Here is a 15,029-nt window from a genome sequence, read left to right as displayed (position 1 = left end):
CGCCAACGTGGTCGGGGAGCCGGACCCCTACCTCGGCGAACGCACCTGCGCCTACGTCATCCTGCGCGCCGGCGCCGAGCCGCTGAAGCCGGTGGCCGTCAAACGCTTCGTCCGCGAACGGGGCCTGGCCGCCTACAAGGTGCCCGTGTCCGCGTGGGCGGCGGCCCGGAGGTCCTTCTTGGAGATCTTGCCGACCCCGGTCTGCGGGAACGCGGTCACGAACTCGACGCGGTCGGGCACCTTGTAGGCGGCCAGGCCCCGTTCGCGGACGAAGCGTTTGACGGCCACCGGCTTCAGCGGCTCGGCGCCGGCGCGCAGGATGACGTAGGCGCAGGTGCGTTCGCCGAGGTAGGGGTCCGGCTCCCCGACCACGTTGGCGTCGTGGACGGCGGGGTGGGCGAGGATGTGGTTCTCGACCTCCTCCGCGGCGATCTTCTCGCCGCCCCGGTTGATCTGGTCCTTGGCCCGGCCCTCCACGACCAGGTGGCCGGTTTCGGTGCGGCGGACGATGTCGCCGGTGCGGTAGAAGCCGTCCGGGGTGAAGGCGCGGGCGTTGTGCTGGGGCGCGTTCCAGTAACCGCGGATGGTGTAGGGCCCGCGGGTCAGCAGGTGGCCGGAGCTGCCCGGGGGCAGGTCCTCGTCCGCGTCGTCGACGATGCGGATCTCGTCGTCCGGGGAGATGGGGCGTCCCTGGGTGGTGACGACGGTCTCCTCGGGGTCGTCGAGGCGGGTGTAGTTGACCAGCCCCTCCGCCATGCCGAACACCTGCTGGAGCGTGCAGCCGAGGGCCGGTCGGACCCGCCGTGCGGCCTGCTCGCTGAACTTGGCGCCGCCGACCAGCAGGACGTCCAGACTGCTCAGGTCGTACGGGGTGGTGGGCGCGGCCTCGGTCCAGATCAGGGCGAGCGGCGGGACGAGGCCGGTGATGGTGACGCGTTCCCGTTCGATCAGCGGGAAGGCCGTCTCGGGGCTGGGCCGCGGGCAGAGCACCACCCGGGCTCCCGCGTACAGCGCGCCGAGCGTGCCGGGCGAGGACAGCGGGAAGTTGTGGGCGGCGGGCAGGGCGCACAGGTAGACGCTGTGCTCGTCCACCGCGCAGATCTCGTTGGAGCCGCGCAGCGAGTAGATGTAGTCGTCGTGGGTGCGCGGGATCAGCTTGGGGATGCCGGTGCTGCCGCCGGAGAGCTGGAGGAAGGCCAGGTCCCCGGGTTCGGGCCCGTCGAGCGGCACGGGTTCGGCGGGCACCGCGTCCAGCGGCTCGAAGGGGCCCGCGTCCGGCCCGGCGACGAACACGTGGCGCAGGGTGGGGACTTCGGCCCGGACCTTCGCCGCCAGCTCCCGGTAGTCGTAGCCGTCGTGCTCCCCGGCGATCACGTAGGCGGCGGCCCCGGTGAACTCGCAGAAGTAGCCGATCTCCGACTCGCGGTGCGCGGGCAGCGCGAAGACCGGCAGTGCGCCGATCCGGAAGAGGGCGAAGATCACCTCGAAGAACTCGGCGGTGTTGGGGAGTTGCACGACCACCCGGTCGCCCCTGCCGATGCCCCGGGCGAGCAGCCCGGCGGCGAGCCGGTCGGCCCGGACGTCGAGTTCGCCGTAGGTCCAGCGGGTGTCGGCGGCCGGGTCGACGATCGCGACGCGGTCGGGGTGGGCGGCGGCGCGCCCGCGCAGCATGGCGCCGAAGGTCTCGCCGCGCCAGTGGCCCGCGGCGCGGTAGCGCTCGGCGTACTCGGCGGGCCAGGTCGGGGTGGGGTGGACGGTCACAGCCGGGCCCCCACGGCGCCGAGGAAGGTGCGGAACTTCGCGGCGGTCTCGGCGGTCTCGGCCTCGGGCTCGGAGGCGGCCACCACACCGGCGCCGGCGTACAGGCGCAGCGAGGTGGGTTCCGCCTCGGCGCAGCGGATGGTGACGACCCATTCGCCGTCGCCGTCGGCGTCCCCCCAGCCGACCATGCCGGTGAAAAAGCCCCGGTCGAAGCCCTCGCTCTCCCGGATCACCCGGCGGGCGGTGTCGGTGGGGGTGCCGCAGACGGCGGGGGTCGGGTGCAGCGCGCAGGCCAGTTCGAGGGCGGCGGTGTCCAGGGAGCGGAGCCGGCCCGTGACGGTGGTGGACAGGTGCCACATGGTGGCGGTGCGCACCAGGGTGGGCCGGACGGGAACCGTCAGGTCGGTGCAGTACCGGGCGAGGCTCTCCTCCACCGCGTTGACCACGACGGCGTGTTCGTGCAGGTCCTTGGCGGATTCCAGGAGGGCGGCGGCGCGTCGTACGTCCTCGGCGAGGTCGTCGCTGCGCGGTACGGAGCCGGCCAGCGGGTTGGCGACCACGCGGGAGCCCTGCCGGGACACCAGCAGTTCGGGGCTGGCGCCGAGCAGGGTGCGGTCGGGTCCGGTGGGCAGGGCGAAGGTGTAGCCGGAGGGGTCGCGGCGGGCCAGGCGCTGGAGCATGGCGGCGACGTCGAACGGGTCGGTGGCGTCGATCCGCAGGGTGCGGGCGAGCACGACCTTGCTGAACTCGCCCTTCCACATGCGTTCGACGGCGGCGGCGACGGATGCCGCGTACTGCTCGGGCGCCGGTTCCTGGTGGACCGTCAGGTCGGTCCGGGAGGGCGGGTCCGCAGGCAGCGCGACCAGCGGGTCGGCGGTCAGCGGCGGCGCGGTGTGCAGGACGGCCGGCACGGCGAGCGCGGCGGGGGCGTCCTGGTCGAAGGGTATGGCGCCCATGACGAGGGGGGCGGTGTGCCCGGCGGCGCGGGCCGCGGCGAGGGTGGCGGCCACCCGCAGGGCCGGCGGGCGCTCGTCGTGCGGCACCTCGCTGTGCACTCCTTCGCCGAGCAGGGTGCGTGTCGGGGTGCCGAGGAAACGGGCGCCCGGGACATAGGAGTTGAGCAGACCGGTGGCCACGCCCACGGCGGGGTGGTCCGGCTCGGCGAGGGTGTGGGACGCGGCGACTTGTGGTGCCGTCGACACGATGGCTCCGTTTCTCGCACGTCCGGCTGCGGGCGCGGGCGCGCGGTGCGGGGGGTTCGGGGATGTGTTTCGGTGCGCGGGATGTGCGCGGGGAGGACGGTCAGCGAAGGGTCGCGCCACCGTCGACGTAGAGCTCCTGCATGGTGACGTGCCGGGCCGCGTCCGACACCAGGAACAGGACCGCCCCGGCGATGTCGGCCGGATCGGCGATGCGGCCGAGCGGGATGCCCGTGCGGTACGCGGCCGGGTCGCCGTCGATGACCCGGCGGGGCGCCTCGGGGTCCTGCCACAGCGCGCGCTGCATGGCGGTGTCGGTGGACCCGGGGGCGACCACGTTGCAGCGGACGCCGGTGCGGGCGAGTTCCAGGCCGAGGCATTTGGTGTACATCGCCGCGGCGGCCTTGGACGCGGCGTAGGCGCCCATGTGCACCCGGGGCACGCCGGCGGCGTTGGAGCCGACGGTGACGACGCTGCCGCGGCCGCGGGCGGCCATGCCCGGGGCGACGGCCCGCGCGGTGTGGAAGACCCCGGTGGTGTTCACGGCGAAGGTGGCCGCCCAGTCCTCGTCGGACAGTTCGGCCGCCGGGCCGGGGCGCAGGATGCCCGCCACGTTGACCAGGATGTCCAGCGGGCCGTGCCGGGTGGTGACCGTGTCGACCACGGAGCGCACGGCCGCGGCGTCGGTGACGTCCATGGCGTACGGGGTGATGCCGCCGGGTTTCGACGCGCCGCCGGCCGCGGCGTGTTCGGCCGCGAGCGCCTCGACGCCCTCGGCGCGGCGGTCGGTCGCCGCCACGTGGGCGCCCTGCGCGGCGAGCGCACGGGCGACGGCCGCGCCGATGCCCTGGCCCGCTCCGGTGACCAGGGCACGGCGGTCGGCGAGAATTCCGCTCCCGCCCGGGACGCCGTTGCGGCTCCCGGTGTTTCGTTCCGCCATGGGCACGGAAGCGTCGGATATGACTTCGGACACGACTGACCCCCACTTCGTAAGGCAAGCCTAACCTTATTCGAGCAAAGTTGACAGCCGCCCGTCATTCGACCGACGACCTCGGCTTTCTATGGTTAGGCTAACCTCACTTCATGCACATACGGCATTCCGAGGTCCCCCGCTCCGACGGACAAGAGGGCGGAAACACAGGGACGTTGACGGTGGGGGCCGAGCGGCCCTCCCCCACCGCCCCCGTGACCGGAACGGAGCGCCGTCCCGCAGCCGAGCCCTCCCGGCGCCGCACCGGACTGGTGATCGCCGGTTTCGCGGCCGCCCTCGTCCTGCTGTGCGGCGTCTCGCTGTGCGTCGGCGCGGGCGAGGTCGGTCCCGGTGGGGCGCTGGACTATCTGCTGAATCGTCACGGTGCCCGCTCGGACAGCCGTCTGGCCCTGGTCATCGGCGATCTGCGGCTGCCCCGCACGCTCACCGCCGTCCTGGTCGGGGCGGCCCTGGGCGTGGCGGGCTGCCTGCTCCAGGCCGTGACCCGCAACCCGCTCGCCGAGACCGGTCTGCTGGGCGTCAACGCGGGCGCCTCGCTCGGTGTCGTGGCCGGTATCGCCCTGCTGGGGCTGAACTCCGGTTACGCCTACCTGGTGTGCGCCTTCGTCGGCGCGGTGGTCGCCAGCGGTCTGGTGCTGCTGATCGCGGGCCGGGGCAACGGCAGCTCCCCCATGCGGCTGGTGCTCGCCGGTTCCGCGCTGGGCGCCACCTTCGGCGGGCTGACCAGTGTGATCCTGGTCAACTCCGCCGAGACCTACGACCGGTTCCGGTTCTGGGTGCTGGGCTCCCTGGCCGGGGTGGACGGATACGGGGAACTCGGCCGACTGCTGCCCGTCCTCGTCGTCGGTTTCGTGGTGGCGCTGCTGGTGACCCGGCCGCTGTCGGCCCTCGCCCTCGGCGACGACCTCGCCCGCGGCCTCGGCCACCGCCCCTCGGTGATCCGTACGACGGTCGCGGTGGCCGTGACCCTGCTCACCGCGGGCGCGGTCGCGCTGGCCGGGCCCATCTCCTTCCTCGGCCTCCTCGCCGGGTTCCTGGCCCGGGCACTGGCCGCCACCCGGCCCGCGGCCCGGGTCGTGCTGGCCGGGCTGATCGGCGCCGGGGTGCTGACGGTGGCGGACGTGGCGGCCCGGGTGGTGTCCCGGCCGTTCGAGGCGCCGGTGTCGGTGATCGTGGCGCTGATCGGTGCTCCGGTCCTCATCGGCATCGTGCGCTCGCGGCAGTTGACCGCGATGGGCATGACCGAACCGGCCGCCGACGGCGCCCCCTCGAAGCCGGGCCGGACCCTGGTGCCGGCCGGACTCACCGGCGCCCTGCGGAAGCTGCGGCCCGCCCGGACCGCCGGGAAAACCGGGGCGGCCGGGAAGGCCGGGGCGCTCACGTCGGGCACGGCGGTCCTGCGCCGCGGCCCGCTCTCGCTGCTGGTGCACCGGCGGCCCGCGCTCGCCGTGCTCGCCCTCGCCGCGCTGGCGGTGGTGGCCGTCGTGCTGTCCGCGTACGCGGGCCAGAGCGACATGGGCGTGGTCCGCACCTTCCGCGCGGTGTTCGGACAGGGCGACCGCTTCGACGTCCTGCTGGTGCAGAAGTTCCGGCTCGGCCGGATCGTCGCCGGGCTGGCCGCCGGCGCGGCCCTGGGGCTCGCCGGCTGTCTGACCCAGACGCTGGCCCGCAACCGGCTCGCCACCCCCGAACTGCTCGGCGTGAACGACGGTGCCACCGCCGCCGTGCTGCTGTCCGTGACGCTCAGCGCCACCGGCACCTTCGGCGACTGGTGGGCCGGGCCGCTCGGGGCGCTGGCCGCCGTGCTCGTCGTCACCGCCGTCTCCGGCGGCCTCGGAACCCGCGGCTACCGGGTGCTCGTCGTCGGCCTCGCGATGTCGGCCCTGGCCTCCGCCGTCACCCAGGTGGTGCTGTCCCGCCGCTCCCTCAACTCGGCCGGTTCGCTGTACGTCTGGACCTCCGGCAGCCTCAACGGGCGCGGCTACTCGGTGGCGGTGCCCGTACTGATCGGGCTCGTCGTCCTCGTCCCGGCGGCCCTCGCGGTGGCGCGGCACCTGGCCGTGCTGCGCTTCGACGACGTGACCGCGACCTCGGTGGGTGTCCACCCGAACCGGGTGCGGCTGGTGTGCATGCTGCTGGCCGTGGCCCTCGCCGGGCTCGCGGTCGGGGTGTGCGGCCCGGTGGCGTTCGTCGCGCTGGCCTCCCCCGTCATCGCCACCCGGCTCGCCGGTCCGCTCCGGGTGCCGCTGGTCGCCTCGATGCTGACCGGGGCGGTGCTGACGGTGGCCGCCGACACCGTGGGGCGGATCGTCTTCTCCGGCTCCGAACTGCCGGTGGGCGTGGTGACCACGGTGCTCGGCGGGCCCTTCCTGCTGTGGGTGCTGCTGGGCCGGTCCACCGCCACCCGGGTGTGAACCGCCGCGCCCGTCCACGACCTCCGCACGACTCGCACGAAAGGCAGACGAACGTGACCGCTCTCCCCAGCCCCGCCCTGCGGACCCTGCGCGACGGGGTCCGGGCCGGGGTGCCGGGCGCCGAGGCGGAGTTCTGGCTCCGCGCCGGACGGACGGGCACCCCGCTGGTCGAGCCCGACCCCGAGGGCGACCCGGCCCACCGCCTGGTCACCTTCGTCTGGCGGGACGACCCGGACCGGCCCGCCACGGACGTCCTGCTCCTGGTGCACACCGTCACCGACCGGGACCGGCACGCCGGTGACCTGACCCGGCACCTGATGCGGCGCGTCGAGGGCACCTCCGCGTGGGCGCTCTCCCACCGGCTGCGCGCCGACCACCGCGCCTCCTACCAGTTCCTGCCCGGCCACGGCACCCGCGAGGAACTCCTGCGCACCGACCGGGCGTCCTGGCGGGCCGCGCTGGACCGGGCCCTGCCCGACCCGCTCGGCCCGGCGCCGCTCCTGCCGTCCCACGGCGGGCGCCGGCCGGCCTCGGTGCTGTCGCTGCCCGACGCCCCGCCGCAGCCGTACGTCGCCGACCACGGCCCCGTGCCGCGCGGGACGTCGGCGGAGCACGAGGTCGACGGCCGCCGGGTGACCGTCCGGCTTCCGCCGGGGCACGGGGCCCCGCGGGCGGTCGTCGTGCTGCTCGACGGCGAGATGTGGGGGCCGGTGCTGGACGCCGGCGGCATGCTGGACCGGATGCACGCCGCCGGATCGCTGCCGCCGACCGCGGCGCTGATGGTGGACACGATGAGCGCCCGGATGGACGACCTGAGCTGCAACGGGGCGTTCGTGGACTGGCTGGCGGACACCCTGCTGCCGTGGGCGGAGGCGGAGTTCGGCGCGCCGGTGCGACCGGGGCGGACCGTGGTGGCCGGGCAGAGCGCGGGCGGGCTGACCGCCGCGTTCGCCGCGTTCCGGCGCCCCGACCGGTTCGGCCTCGCGGTGTCGCAGTCGGGGTCCTTCTGGTGGCCGGACGACGACCCCGACAGGGGCGCGGAGTGGCTCACCCGGCAGTACGCCTCCGGCCACCGGCGTCCGGTCCGGCTGTGGCTGGAGGTGGGCGTCCAGGAGTGGATGCTCCTCGCGGAGAACCGCCGGCTGCGCAACGTCCTGCGCGCCCGCGGCTACGACGTGACCTACCGGGAGTTCAACGGCGGCCACGACTACGCCTGTTGGCGCGGCGGCCTGGCCGACGCGCTGGTGGACCTGCTGGAGGACGACGCGGGGGTGCCCGCCGGACGGTGAGCCGTGCCGCGTCCGCCGGACGGACATGCGGAAGGTGCCCCGCGGGAGTCCCGCGGGGCACCTTCCGCGCGTACGGGCCGTTCAGGCCGCCCGGAGCCCCTCCGGCGCGTCCTCGCCCGGCAGGTCCTCGTCCGGCGGCGGGGGCTGCGGTGCCGTGCGCGGCAGCCGCAGGGCGAACAGGGCCGCCAGGGCCACCAGGGCGGCCGTGGCCCACACCGCCGTACGGAACGGACCGGCGTCCATCGTGGTCCCCGCACCGTGCGCGCCGCCGCCGACCAGGGCCGCGCACAGCGCGATGCCGAGGGCGCCGCCCAGGGTGCGGACGATCTGGAAGAGGCCCATGGCCTGGCCCATGTCGGGCGGGGCGATGGTCTCGAACCCGGCGATCTGCACGGTGAGGACGGCCGTTCCGAGCACCAGCCCGATCAGGAACATCAACGCCCGCACGGCCCAGCTGTTCTCCGCCGTGCCCGGCATCGCGAGCGCGCCGAACACCGCGGCGGCCAGCAGCAGCGCGGCCACCACCAGACGGCGGGGGCCGAGCCGGGGCAGCAGCCGGTCCACCGTCTGCGAGGCCAGCATCAGGCCGATCGCCTCGGGGAAGACGCTCAGCCCGGCGTCCAGCGCGGAGCCGCCCAGGGCGGCCTGGAACAGCAGCGGGACGACGAACAGCACGCCCATCAGCCCGGCCGCGGTCAGGGCGGCCAGCGCGGCGGCCGTCCCGTAGTACCGGTCGCCGAACAGCCGCAGCCCCAGCAGGGGGGCCGGGGCACGGCGTTGCTGGACGACGGTCGCCACGAGCAGCGCCGTGCCCAGCACCGCGCCCAGCACGACCGGCGGGTCGGACCAGCCGTGCGCCGGGCCGAATCCGAGCGCGTAGGTGAGCAGGCCGAGGGCGGGCGTGGCGAGCCAGAAGCCCGCCCGGTCGAACGGGCCCGGGGTGCCCTCGACGTGCTCGCGCAGCCCGATCGCGCCGAGCAGTACGGCGGCCACGCCGACCGGCACGTTGACGAAGAACAGCCAGTGCCAGGAGAGGTGTTCGGTGAGCAGGCCACCGAGCGGCGGACCGAGGGCGGGCATCAGGGCCGTCGGCACGATCAGCACCTTCGACAGTTTGACCCGCTCCGGCGGGGCGAACGCCCGGAACAGCAGCGTCATGCCCACCGGGGTCAGCAGTCCGCCCGCCAGGCCCTGGAGCGCGCGCGCCACGACCAGTACCGGCAGGTTCCAGGCCAGTCCGCACAGCGCGGAGGCCGCGGTGAACACGGCCAGCGAGCCGAGGAAGACCCGTTTGGTGCCGTACCGGTCGCCGAGCCAGCCGGCCACCGGCAGGGCGAGCGCCAGGGCGACCAGGAACGCCGTCTCGACGGTGTTGGCCGCCGAGACGGGCCGGTCGAAGTCCTCGGCGATGGTGTAGAGGGCCGGGTTGACGATGGTCGAGTCCAGGCCGTTCATGCACATCGCGGCCACGTAGACCAGGACCACGGCGAGCCGGGGGCGGATGCGCGGCGTCGGCAGCCATCCACCCCGCCCGCTACGGAATTCGGGTGCGGTCACCGGGACAGCAGCCCGGTGTCGTGCGCGGTGATCCGGTCCAGCGCCTCCTGGCGCGGGCACGGCCCGTGGACCGCCGTCCAGCCGGTCGGCACGTCGGCGAACTCGGGCCACAGCGAGTACTGGCGCTGTTCGTTGACGAGGACGAGGAAGGCTTCGGCCCCGCCGTCGGCGTCGAAGGGGTTGACGGGTGCGGCGCTGTTCACGGCCATCGGGGGTGTCACTTCTCCAGGTCGGTCAGGCGGTCGGCGACCACGCGGGCGATGTGCGCGATCGGTTCGGGCAGGGTCATGTCCTTGTGCGAGCAGGCGACGTCCGTGTTGTCGATGCGCCCGCTCACGTACGGCGTCCAGGTGTCCGGGGTGAGGGTGTCGTCGATGGTGTCGACGGTCGCGCGGAAGAACAGCACGTCGGCGTCGAGGCGCCGGTGGTCGAAGCCCCGGACGAGGTGGTTGGTGTTGAGGTAGATCCCGGCCAGCGACTCCAGCGTGCCGGTGGTCAGCGCGGCCAGCGGGCTGCCCTCGCGCTGGAGCACCTCGATCACCTGGTCGGTGGTGAGCGGCTTGCCCTCCATCGCGTCGGGGCCGTGACCGCCCATCGCCAGCAGGGACTCCATGGCCTCGGCGTGGTCGGGCACGGGCAGGTCGCGGAAGCCCTCGGCCGGGTAGGCGTCGAGGATCGCGAGGAGTTCGACCTCCTCGCCCAGGTCCTGGAGCCGGGTGGCCATGGCGTGCGCGATGATGCCGCCGGTGGACCAGCCGAGCAGGCGGTACGGCCCCGCGGGCTGCACCTCCCGCATCCGGGTCACGTAGTGCGCGGCCAGTTCCTCCAGGGAGGCGGGCAGCGGCTCGTCGGCGGTGGCGGGGCCGACGCCCTGCGCCTGGAGGCCGTAGATCGGCACGTCGGCGGGCAGGTGACGGATGAGTCCGGCGTAGCACCAGCTCAGTCCGCCCGCCGGGTGGACGCAGTACAGGGGGGCGCGGTCGCCGGCGCGGGCGGGCCTGAGCGGCAGCAGGACGTCCAGCGGGTCGTCCTGGCCCGCGCCGTCCGGGGCCGTGTCCAGGGCGGCGCCCAGGGCGGCGACCGTGGGAGACCGGAAGACGGTGCCGATGGAGACCTCGGTGCCCAGGGCCGCCGTGACGCGGGCGGCGAGCCGGACGGCGAGCAGCGAATGGCCGCCCAGGTCGAAGAAGTTGTCGTCGACGCCGACCCGGTCCGCGCCGAGCACCTCGGCGAACAGCGCGCACAGCTGCTCCTCGCGCGGACCGCGCGGGGCGCGGCCGCGGGCGTCGCCCGCGGGGCGGCCGGGCGCGGGCAGCGCCTTGCGGTCCAGCTTGCCGTTGCTGGTCAGCGGCAGCCGCTCCAGCTCGATCACGGCGGACGGCACCATGTGCACGGGCAGTTCGCGGGCCGCGTGCTCGCGCAGCCGCGCCGTCAGGTCCGGATCGGCCCCGGTGCCGGCGGCGGGTACGGCGTAGGCGACGAGCCGCTTGTCGCCGGGGACGTCCTCACGGACGACCACGGCCACGTCGGCGACCTCCGGGCGGGCGGCCAGGACGGCCTCGATCTCGCCGAGTTCGATGCGGAAACCGCGGATCTTGACCTGGTGGTCGGCGCGGCCGAAGTACTCCAGGGTGCCGTCGGCGCGTCGGCGGGCCAGGTCGCCGGAGCGGTACATGCGGGTGCCGCTCTCGCCGAACAGGTGGGCGTGCGGGTCGGCGACGAAGCGGGTCGCGGTGAGGTCGGGCCGGCCGAGGTAGCCGGCCGCCACGCCCTGTCCGGCGACGTACATCTCCCCCGTGACGCCGGGCGGTACCGGCCGGAGCCGTTCGTCGAGGACGTAGACGCGCAGGTCGGGGATGTTGACGCCGATGGTGGACGAGGTGGCACCGGCAGCGGTGGTCCGGTCGAGGGGGAAGTGGGTGACGTGCACGGTGGTCTCGGTGATGCCGTACATGTTCACCAGGACCGGCGCGTCGTCGGCGTGCCGGGCGTACCAGTCGTCGAGGCGGCCCAGTTCCAGCGCCTCCCCGCCGAACACCACGTAGCGCAGGGCGAGTTCGTGTCCGGGGTGTTCCCGGTCGGCGGCGGCGAGCTGGTAGAAGGCGGAGGGCGTCTGGTTGAGGACGGTCACCCGCTGCGCGGCGAGCAGCCGCAGGAAGGCGTGCGGGTCGCGGCTGGTCAGGTGCGGTACGACGACGACCTTGCCGCCGTACAGCAGTGCGCCCCACAGCTCCCAGACGGAGAAGTCGAAGGCGTAGGAGTGGAACAGCGTCCACGCGTCGTCCGGGCCGAAGCCGAACCAGTGGTCGGTGGCGGTGAACAGCCGGGTGACGTTGTGGTGGGTGACCACGACGCCCTTGGGGCGGCCGGTGGACCCGGAGGTGTAGATGATGTACGCCGGGTCGTGGGGGGTCAGCGGACGGACCCGTTCGGCCCGGGCGAGCGGGCCGGTGGCATGGGCGGTGGTGTCGCCGTCGACGGTGACGACCGGCAGGTCGTGCTCGGGCAGCCGGGGCGCGGTGGCGGTGTCGGTGACGACGGCCGCGGGGCGGGCGTCGGCCAGCATGTACGCCAGCCGGTCGGCCGGGTAGTCGGGGTCCAGCGGCAGGTAGGCGGCGCCGGCGAGGGAGACCGCGAGCAGGCCGGTGACCAGTTCGGCGGAGCGCGGCAGGGCGAGGGCGACGACGGAGCCGGGGCCGATGGAGCGGGCGGCGAGCAGCCGGGCCAGGCGGTGGGCGCGGGCGGAGAGTTCGGCGTAGGTGAGGGTGGTGTCCTCGTGGCTGACGGCGATCCGGTCGGGGTACCGGCGGGCGGCCTCCTCGTAGCGGTCGGCGAGGGTGGCCGGGGCGGCGCCGGACGCCGCCTTCCAGCTGGGCCCCGGCGCCACCGCCCGGCTGTCCACCATGACCTCCGGCACCGCCAAGTTCGACCTCACCCTCAACGCCGGCGAACTGCCCGGCGGCGGCGGTGAGCAGCCGGGCGAGGCGGTCGGCGAGGGCCTGGGCGGTGGGGCGGTCGAACAGGTCGGTGCGGAATTCCAGGAAGCCGCCGATGCCGCCGCCGGGCAGTTCGCCGGCGTTGAGGGTGAGGTCGAACTTGGCGGTGCCGGAGGTCATGGTGGACAGCCGGGCGGTGGCGCCGGGGCCCAGCGGGAAGGCGGCGTCCGGCACCGACTGCCAGGCCAGCATGGTCTGGAAGAGGGGGTGGCGGGCGAGGGAGCGGGCCGGGTTGAGCGCCTCGACGAGGTGGTCGAAGGGCAGCGCGTCGTGCTCGAACGCGGCCAGGGTGCCGGTTCGCACCCGTGCCAGCAGTTCCCGGAAGGTGGGGTCGCCGGAGGTGTCGGTGCGGAGCACGACGGTGTTGGTGAAGAAGCCGACGAGGGCGGCGGTGGTGTCGTCGTCCCGTCCGGCAACGGGGGTGCCGAGCGGGATGTCGGTGCCGCAGCCGTGCCGGGTGAGCAGGGTGGCCAGCCCCGCCTGGACGGCCATGAAGACGCTGGCGCCGGTGGTGCGGGCGAGGGCGGCGAGGGCCGTGTGCGCGGCGGTGTCCAGGGCGAACGGGACGGTGTCGCCGTCGGTGGAGGAGACGGGCGGGCGGGGCCGGTCGGTGGGCAGGTCGAGCTGGTCGGGCAGGCCGGCCAGGGTCCGCTTCCAGTGGTCGAGCTGGGCGGTGGCGAGCGGGGTGGGCCGGTCGGGGGTGCCGAGCCGGCGCCGCTGCCATGCGGCGTGGTCGGCGTACTGCACGGTCAGGGGGGCGAACTCCGGTGCGTGTCCGGCGAGTCGGGCCCGGTAGGCGGTGGCGAGGTCGTCGGCCAGCGGGGTGGTGGAGGCGCCGTCGCCGGCGATGTGGTGCAGCACCAGCATCAGGGTGTGCCGGTCGTCGGCCTCGGTGAACAGGGTGGCGCGCAGCGGGATCTCGTGGGCCAGGTCGAAGGCGTGGCGGGCGGCGGCCGTCAGGTCCTCGCCGTCGGCGGCGCGGTGCGGGCGGGGCCGGGCCGCCGGGTCGTCGGGGGCCAGGATGTGCTGCCGGGGCAGGCTGTCCGGGCCGTCCTCGGCAACCGGGTAGATCGTCCGCAGGGTTTCATGACGTGCCGTCAGGTCGGCGAGGGCGGCGGTGAGCGCGTCCTCGTCCAGGGTTCCCCCGACGGTGAGGACGAGCGGGATGTTGTACGTCGGGGAGGGCCCCTCCAGCCGGTGCAGGAACCACAGCCGCTGCTGGGCCGGGGACAGCGGCAGTTCACCGGTGCGGGGCACCGGGGTCAGCGGTACGTCGTCGGCGGGGGCGCCGGTGTGGCGGGCGCGGACCAGGGCGGCGAGGGCGGCCGGGGTGGGCTCGCGGAACACGTCGGCGACGGAGACGGGCACGTCGAAGGTCTCCCGCAGCCGGGCGGCGAGCCGGGCCGCGAGCAGCGAGTGGCCGCCCAGGTCGAAGAAGGAGGCGTCGGGCGCGGCCTGTTCCTCCCGGTCGAGCAGGTCGGCGAAGAGTCCTCGGACGACGTCGGCGTGCGGGTCGGCGGGGTGGGTGCCGGTGGCCGGGACGGCGGTGGCGGCGAGCGGTGCGGGGTCGGGCAGCGCGCGGTGGTCGAGCTTGTCGTTGGCGGTGCGCGGCAGCGCGTCGAGCAGGGTGACCGCGGCCGGGACCATGTGCGCGGGCAGTTCGGCGGCGAGGTGGTCGCGCAGGGCGGCCGGGTCGGCGTCGGTGTCGGGGCGCGGGACGGCGTAGGCGAGCAGCCGCTTGCCGCCGGCCGCCTCGCGGGCGATGACGGCGGCCGCGGCGACGGACGGGTGGGCGGCCAGGACGGCCTGGATCTCGCCGAGTTCGATGCGGAAGCCGCGGATCTTGACCTGGTCGTCGGTGCGGCCGAGGAATTCGACGGTGCCGTCGGGGCGGCGGCGCACCAGGTCCCCGGTGCGGTACATCCGGCCGCCGGCGTCGCCGTGCAGGGCGCCGTAGGGGTCGGCGACGAAGCGTTCGGCCGTCAGGTCGGGGCGTCCGAGGTAGCCGCGGGCCAGGCAGGCGCCGGCGACGTACAGCTCGCCCGGCACGTTGTCGGGGGCGGGGCGCAGGGCGGTGTCGAGCACGTAGAGGCGGGTCGCGCGCACCGGGCTGCCGTCGGATCCGGGGCCGGTCCAGTGGCAGGCGTCGACGGTGGTCTCGGTGGGGCCGTACAGGTTGAGCGGGTGGACGCCGTCGGTGGTGGCGAGGCGGTGCCACAGCGGCGCGGGGACGGGTTCGCCGCCGACGACGAGGACGGCGGGGCGGTGGTGGCCGTCGGCGAGCAGCCCCTCGGCGAGGAGCGCCTCGGCGTACGAGGGGGTGACGTCCAGGTAGTCGACGAGGTGGGTGTCGACGTGGGCGGTGAGGGCGGCCGGGTCGCGGTAGGTGGCGTCGTCGAGCAGGTGCAGTTCGTGGCCGTGGACCATCCACAGCACCGGGTCCCAGGAGGCGTCGAAGGCGAAGGAGGCGCTGTGGGCGACCTTGAGCCGGGTGCGGCCGGTGCGGGCGACGGCGGGGGCGATGTGGTCGGTGCCGTGTCCGGCGTACAGGTTGGCGAGGGAGGCGTGGGTGACGACCACGCCCTTGGGGCGGCCGGTGGAGCCGGAGGTGTGGATGATGTAGGCCGCGTCGGTGGGCGCGGGGGTGGCGGCGGTGGCACCGTCGTTCACGCCGAGCAGTTCGGGGGTGGCGAGCCGGTTGCGGGCCAGCGTCTGGGTCAGACAGCCGGCGAGCCCCAGGGCCGCGCCGGCGGCCAGCCCGGCGACGATCCGGCCGAGCCGGAACTTCTGCACCAGCAGGACGTCGAAGCGGTCGCCCTGTC

8 protein-coding genes and 1 pseudogene are annotated in these 15,029 nt (G+C 75.0%); 2 read left to right on the top strand and 7 right to left on the bottom strand.

The annotated features are described in order from the left end of the window. Positions 1 to 132 precede the first annotated feature (132 nt). From EAO76_RS13085 to EAO76_RS13075, 3 genes are all read right to left on the bottom strand, one after another. The gene (locus tag EAO76_RS13085; RefSeq protein ID WP_148836096.1) at positions 133 to 1,761 is read right to left on the bottom strand and encodes a (2,3-dihydroxybenzoyl)adenylate synthase; all 1,629 of its coding nucleotides are present in this window, start codon (positions 1,759 to 1,761) and stop codon (positions 133 to 135) included. Continuing rightward, on the bottom strand, positions 1,758 to 2,963 hold the full coding sequence (locus EAO76_RS13080; protein ID WP_148836095.1) for an isochorismate synthase: 1,206 nt from the start codon (positions 2,961 to 2,963) through the stop codon (positions 1,758 to 1,760). The genes EAO76_RS13085 and EAO76_RS13080 overlap by 4 nt, the downstream gene beginning before the upstream one ends. A gap of 100 nt (positions 2,964 to 3,063) precedes the next feature. Continuing rightward, complete coding sequence (locus EAO76_RS13075; protein ID WP_148836094.1) at positions 3,064 to 3,900, bottom strand: 2,3-dihydro-2,3-dihydroxybenzoate dehydrogenase; 837 nt, start codon at positions 3,898 to 3,900, stop codon at positions 3,064 to 3,066. 143 nt (positions 3,901 to 4,043) lie between these two features. On the opposite strand from EAO76_RS13075, the gene fhuB reads away from it, so the two are divergent. After that, on the top strand, positions 4,044 to 6,365 hold the full coding sequence (fhuB, locus tag EAO76_RS13070) for a Fe(3+)-hydroxamate ABC transporter permease FhuB (RefSeq protein ID WP_148836093.1): 2,322 nt from the start codon (positions 4,044 to 4,046) through the stop codon (positions 6,363 to 6,365). Positions 6,366 to 6,418: 53 nt separating this feature from the next. Beyond that, positions 6,419 to 7,654, top strand: coding sequence for an enterochelin esterase (gene fes, locus EAO76_RS13065; protein WP_148836092.1), 1,236 nt, complete (start codon positions 6,419 to 6,421; stop codon positions 7,652 to 7,654). An 81-nt stretch (positions 7,655 to 7,735) separates the two neighbouring features. On the opposite strand, the gene EAO76_RS13060 is transcribed toward fes, so the two are convergent. The 4 genes and pseudogenes from EAO76_RS13060 to EAO76_RS47555 form a co-directional block, all read right to left on the bottom strand. Then, positions 7,736 to 9,211, bottom strand: coding sequence for a DHA2 family efflux MFS transporter permease subunit (locus EAO76_RS13060; protein WP_262375432.1), 1,476 nt, complete (start codon positions 9,209 to 9,211; stop codon positions 7,736 to 7,738). Further along, a complete protein-coding gene (locus EAO76_RS13055) occupies positions 9,208 to 9,420 on the bottom strand; it encodes an MbtH family protein (protein WP_148836091.1) in 213 nt (70 codons plus the stop codon). The genes EAO76_RS13060 and EAO76_RS13055 overlap by 4 nt, the downstream gene beginning before the upstream one ends. Positions 9,421 to 9,428: 8 nt before the next feature. Beyond that, on the bottom strand, positions 9,429 to 12,128 hold the full coding sequence (locus tag EAO76_RS47560; protein WP_399462031.1) for an amino acid adenylation domain-containing protein: 2,700 nt from the start codon (positions 12,126 to 12,128) through the stop codon (positions 9,429 to 9,431). 88 nt (positions 12,129 to 12,216) lie between these two features. Continuing rightward, a pseudogene (locus EAO76_RS47555) lies at positions 12,217 to 15,000 on the bottom strand (iron chelate uptake ABC transporter family permease subunit); the annotation flags it as partial. Between the last annotated feature and the right edge of the window lie 29 nt (positions 15,001 to 15,029).

This window comes from Streptomyces sp. sk2.1 (assembly GCF_008120935.1).
Classification (GTDB): Bacteria; Actinomycetota; Actinomycetes; order Streptomycetales; family Streptomycetaceae; genus Streptomyces.
The sequence above is the reverse complement of the archived record's forward strand: the minus strand, read 5'-3'. Positions and strand labels throughout refer to the sequence as shown.

Coding starts and splice junctions, on each gene's coding strand:
- EAO76_RS13055 (WP_148836091.1), bottom strand. CDS start 9,420: ATGGCCGTGAACAGCGCCGCACCCGTCAACCCCTTCGACGCCGACGGC.
- fhuB (WP_148836093.1), top strand. CDS start 4,044: ATGCACATACGGCATTCCGAGGTCCCCCGCTCCGACGGACAAGAGGGC.
- EAO76_RS13075 (WP_148836094.1), bottom strand. CDS start 3,900: ATGGCGGAACGAAACACCGGGAGCCGCAACGGCGTCCCGGGCGGGAGC.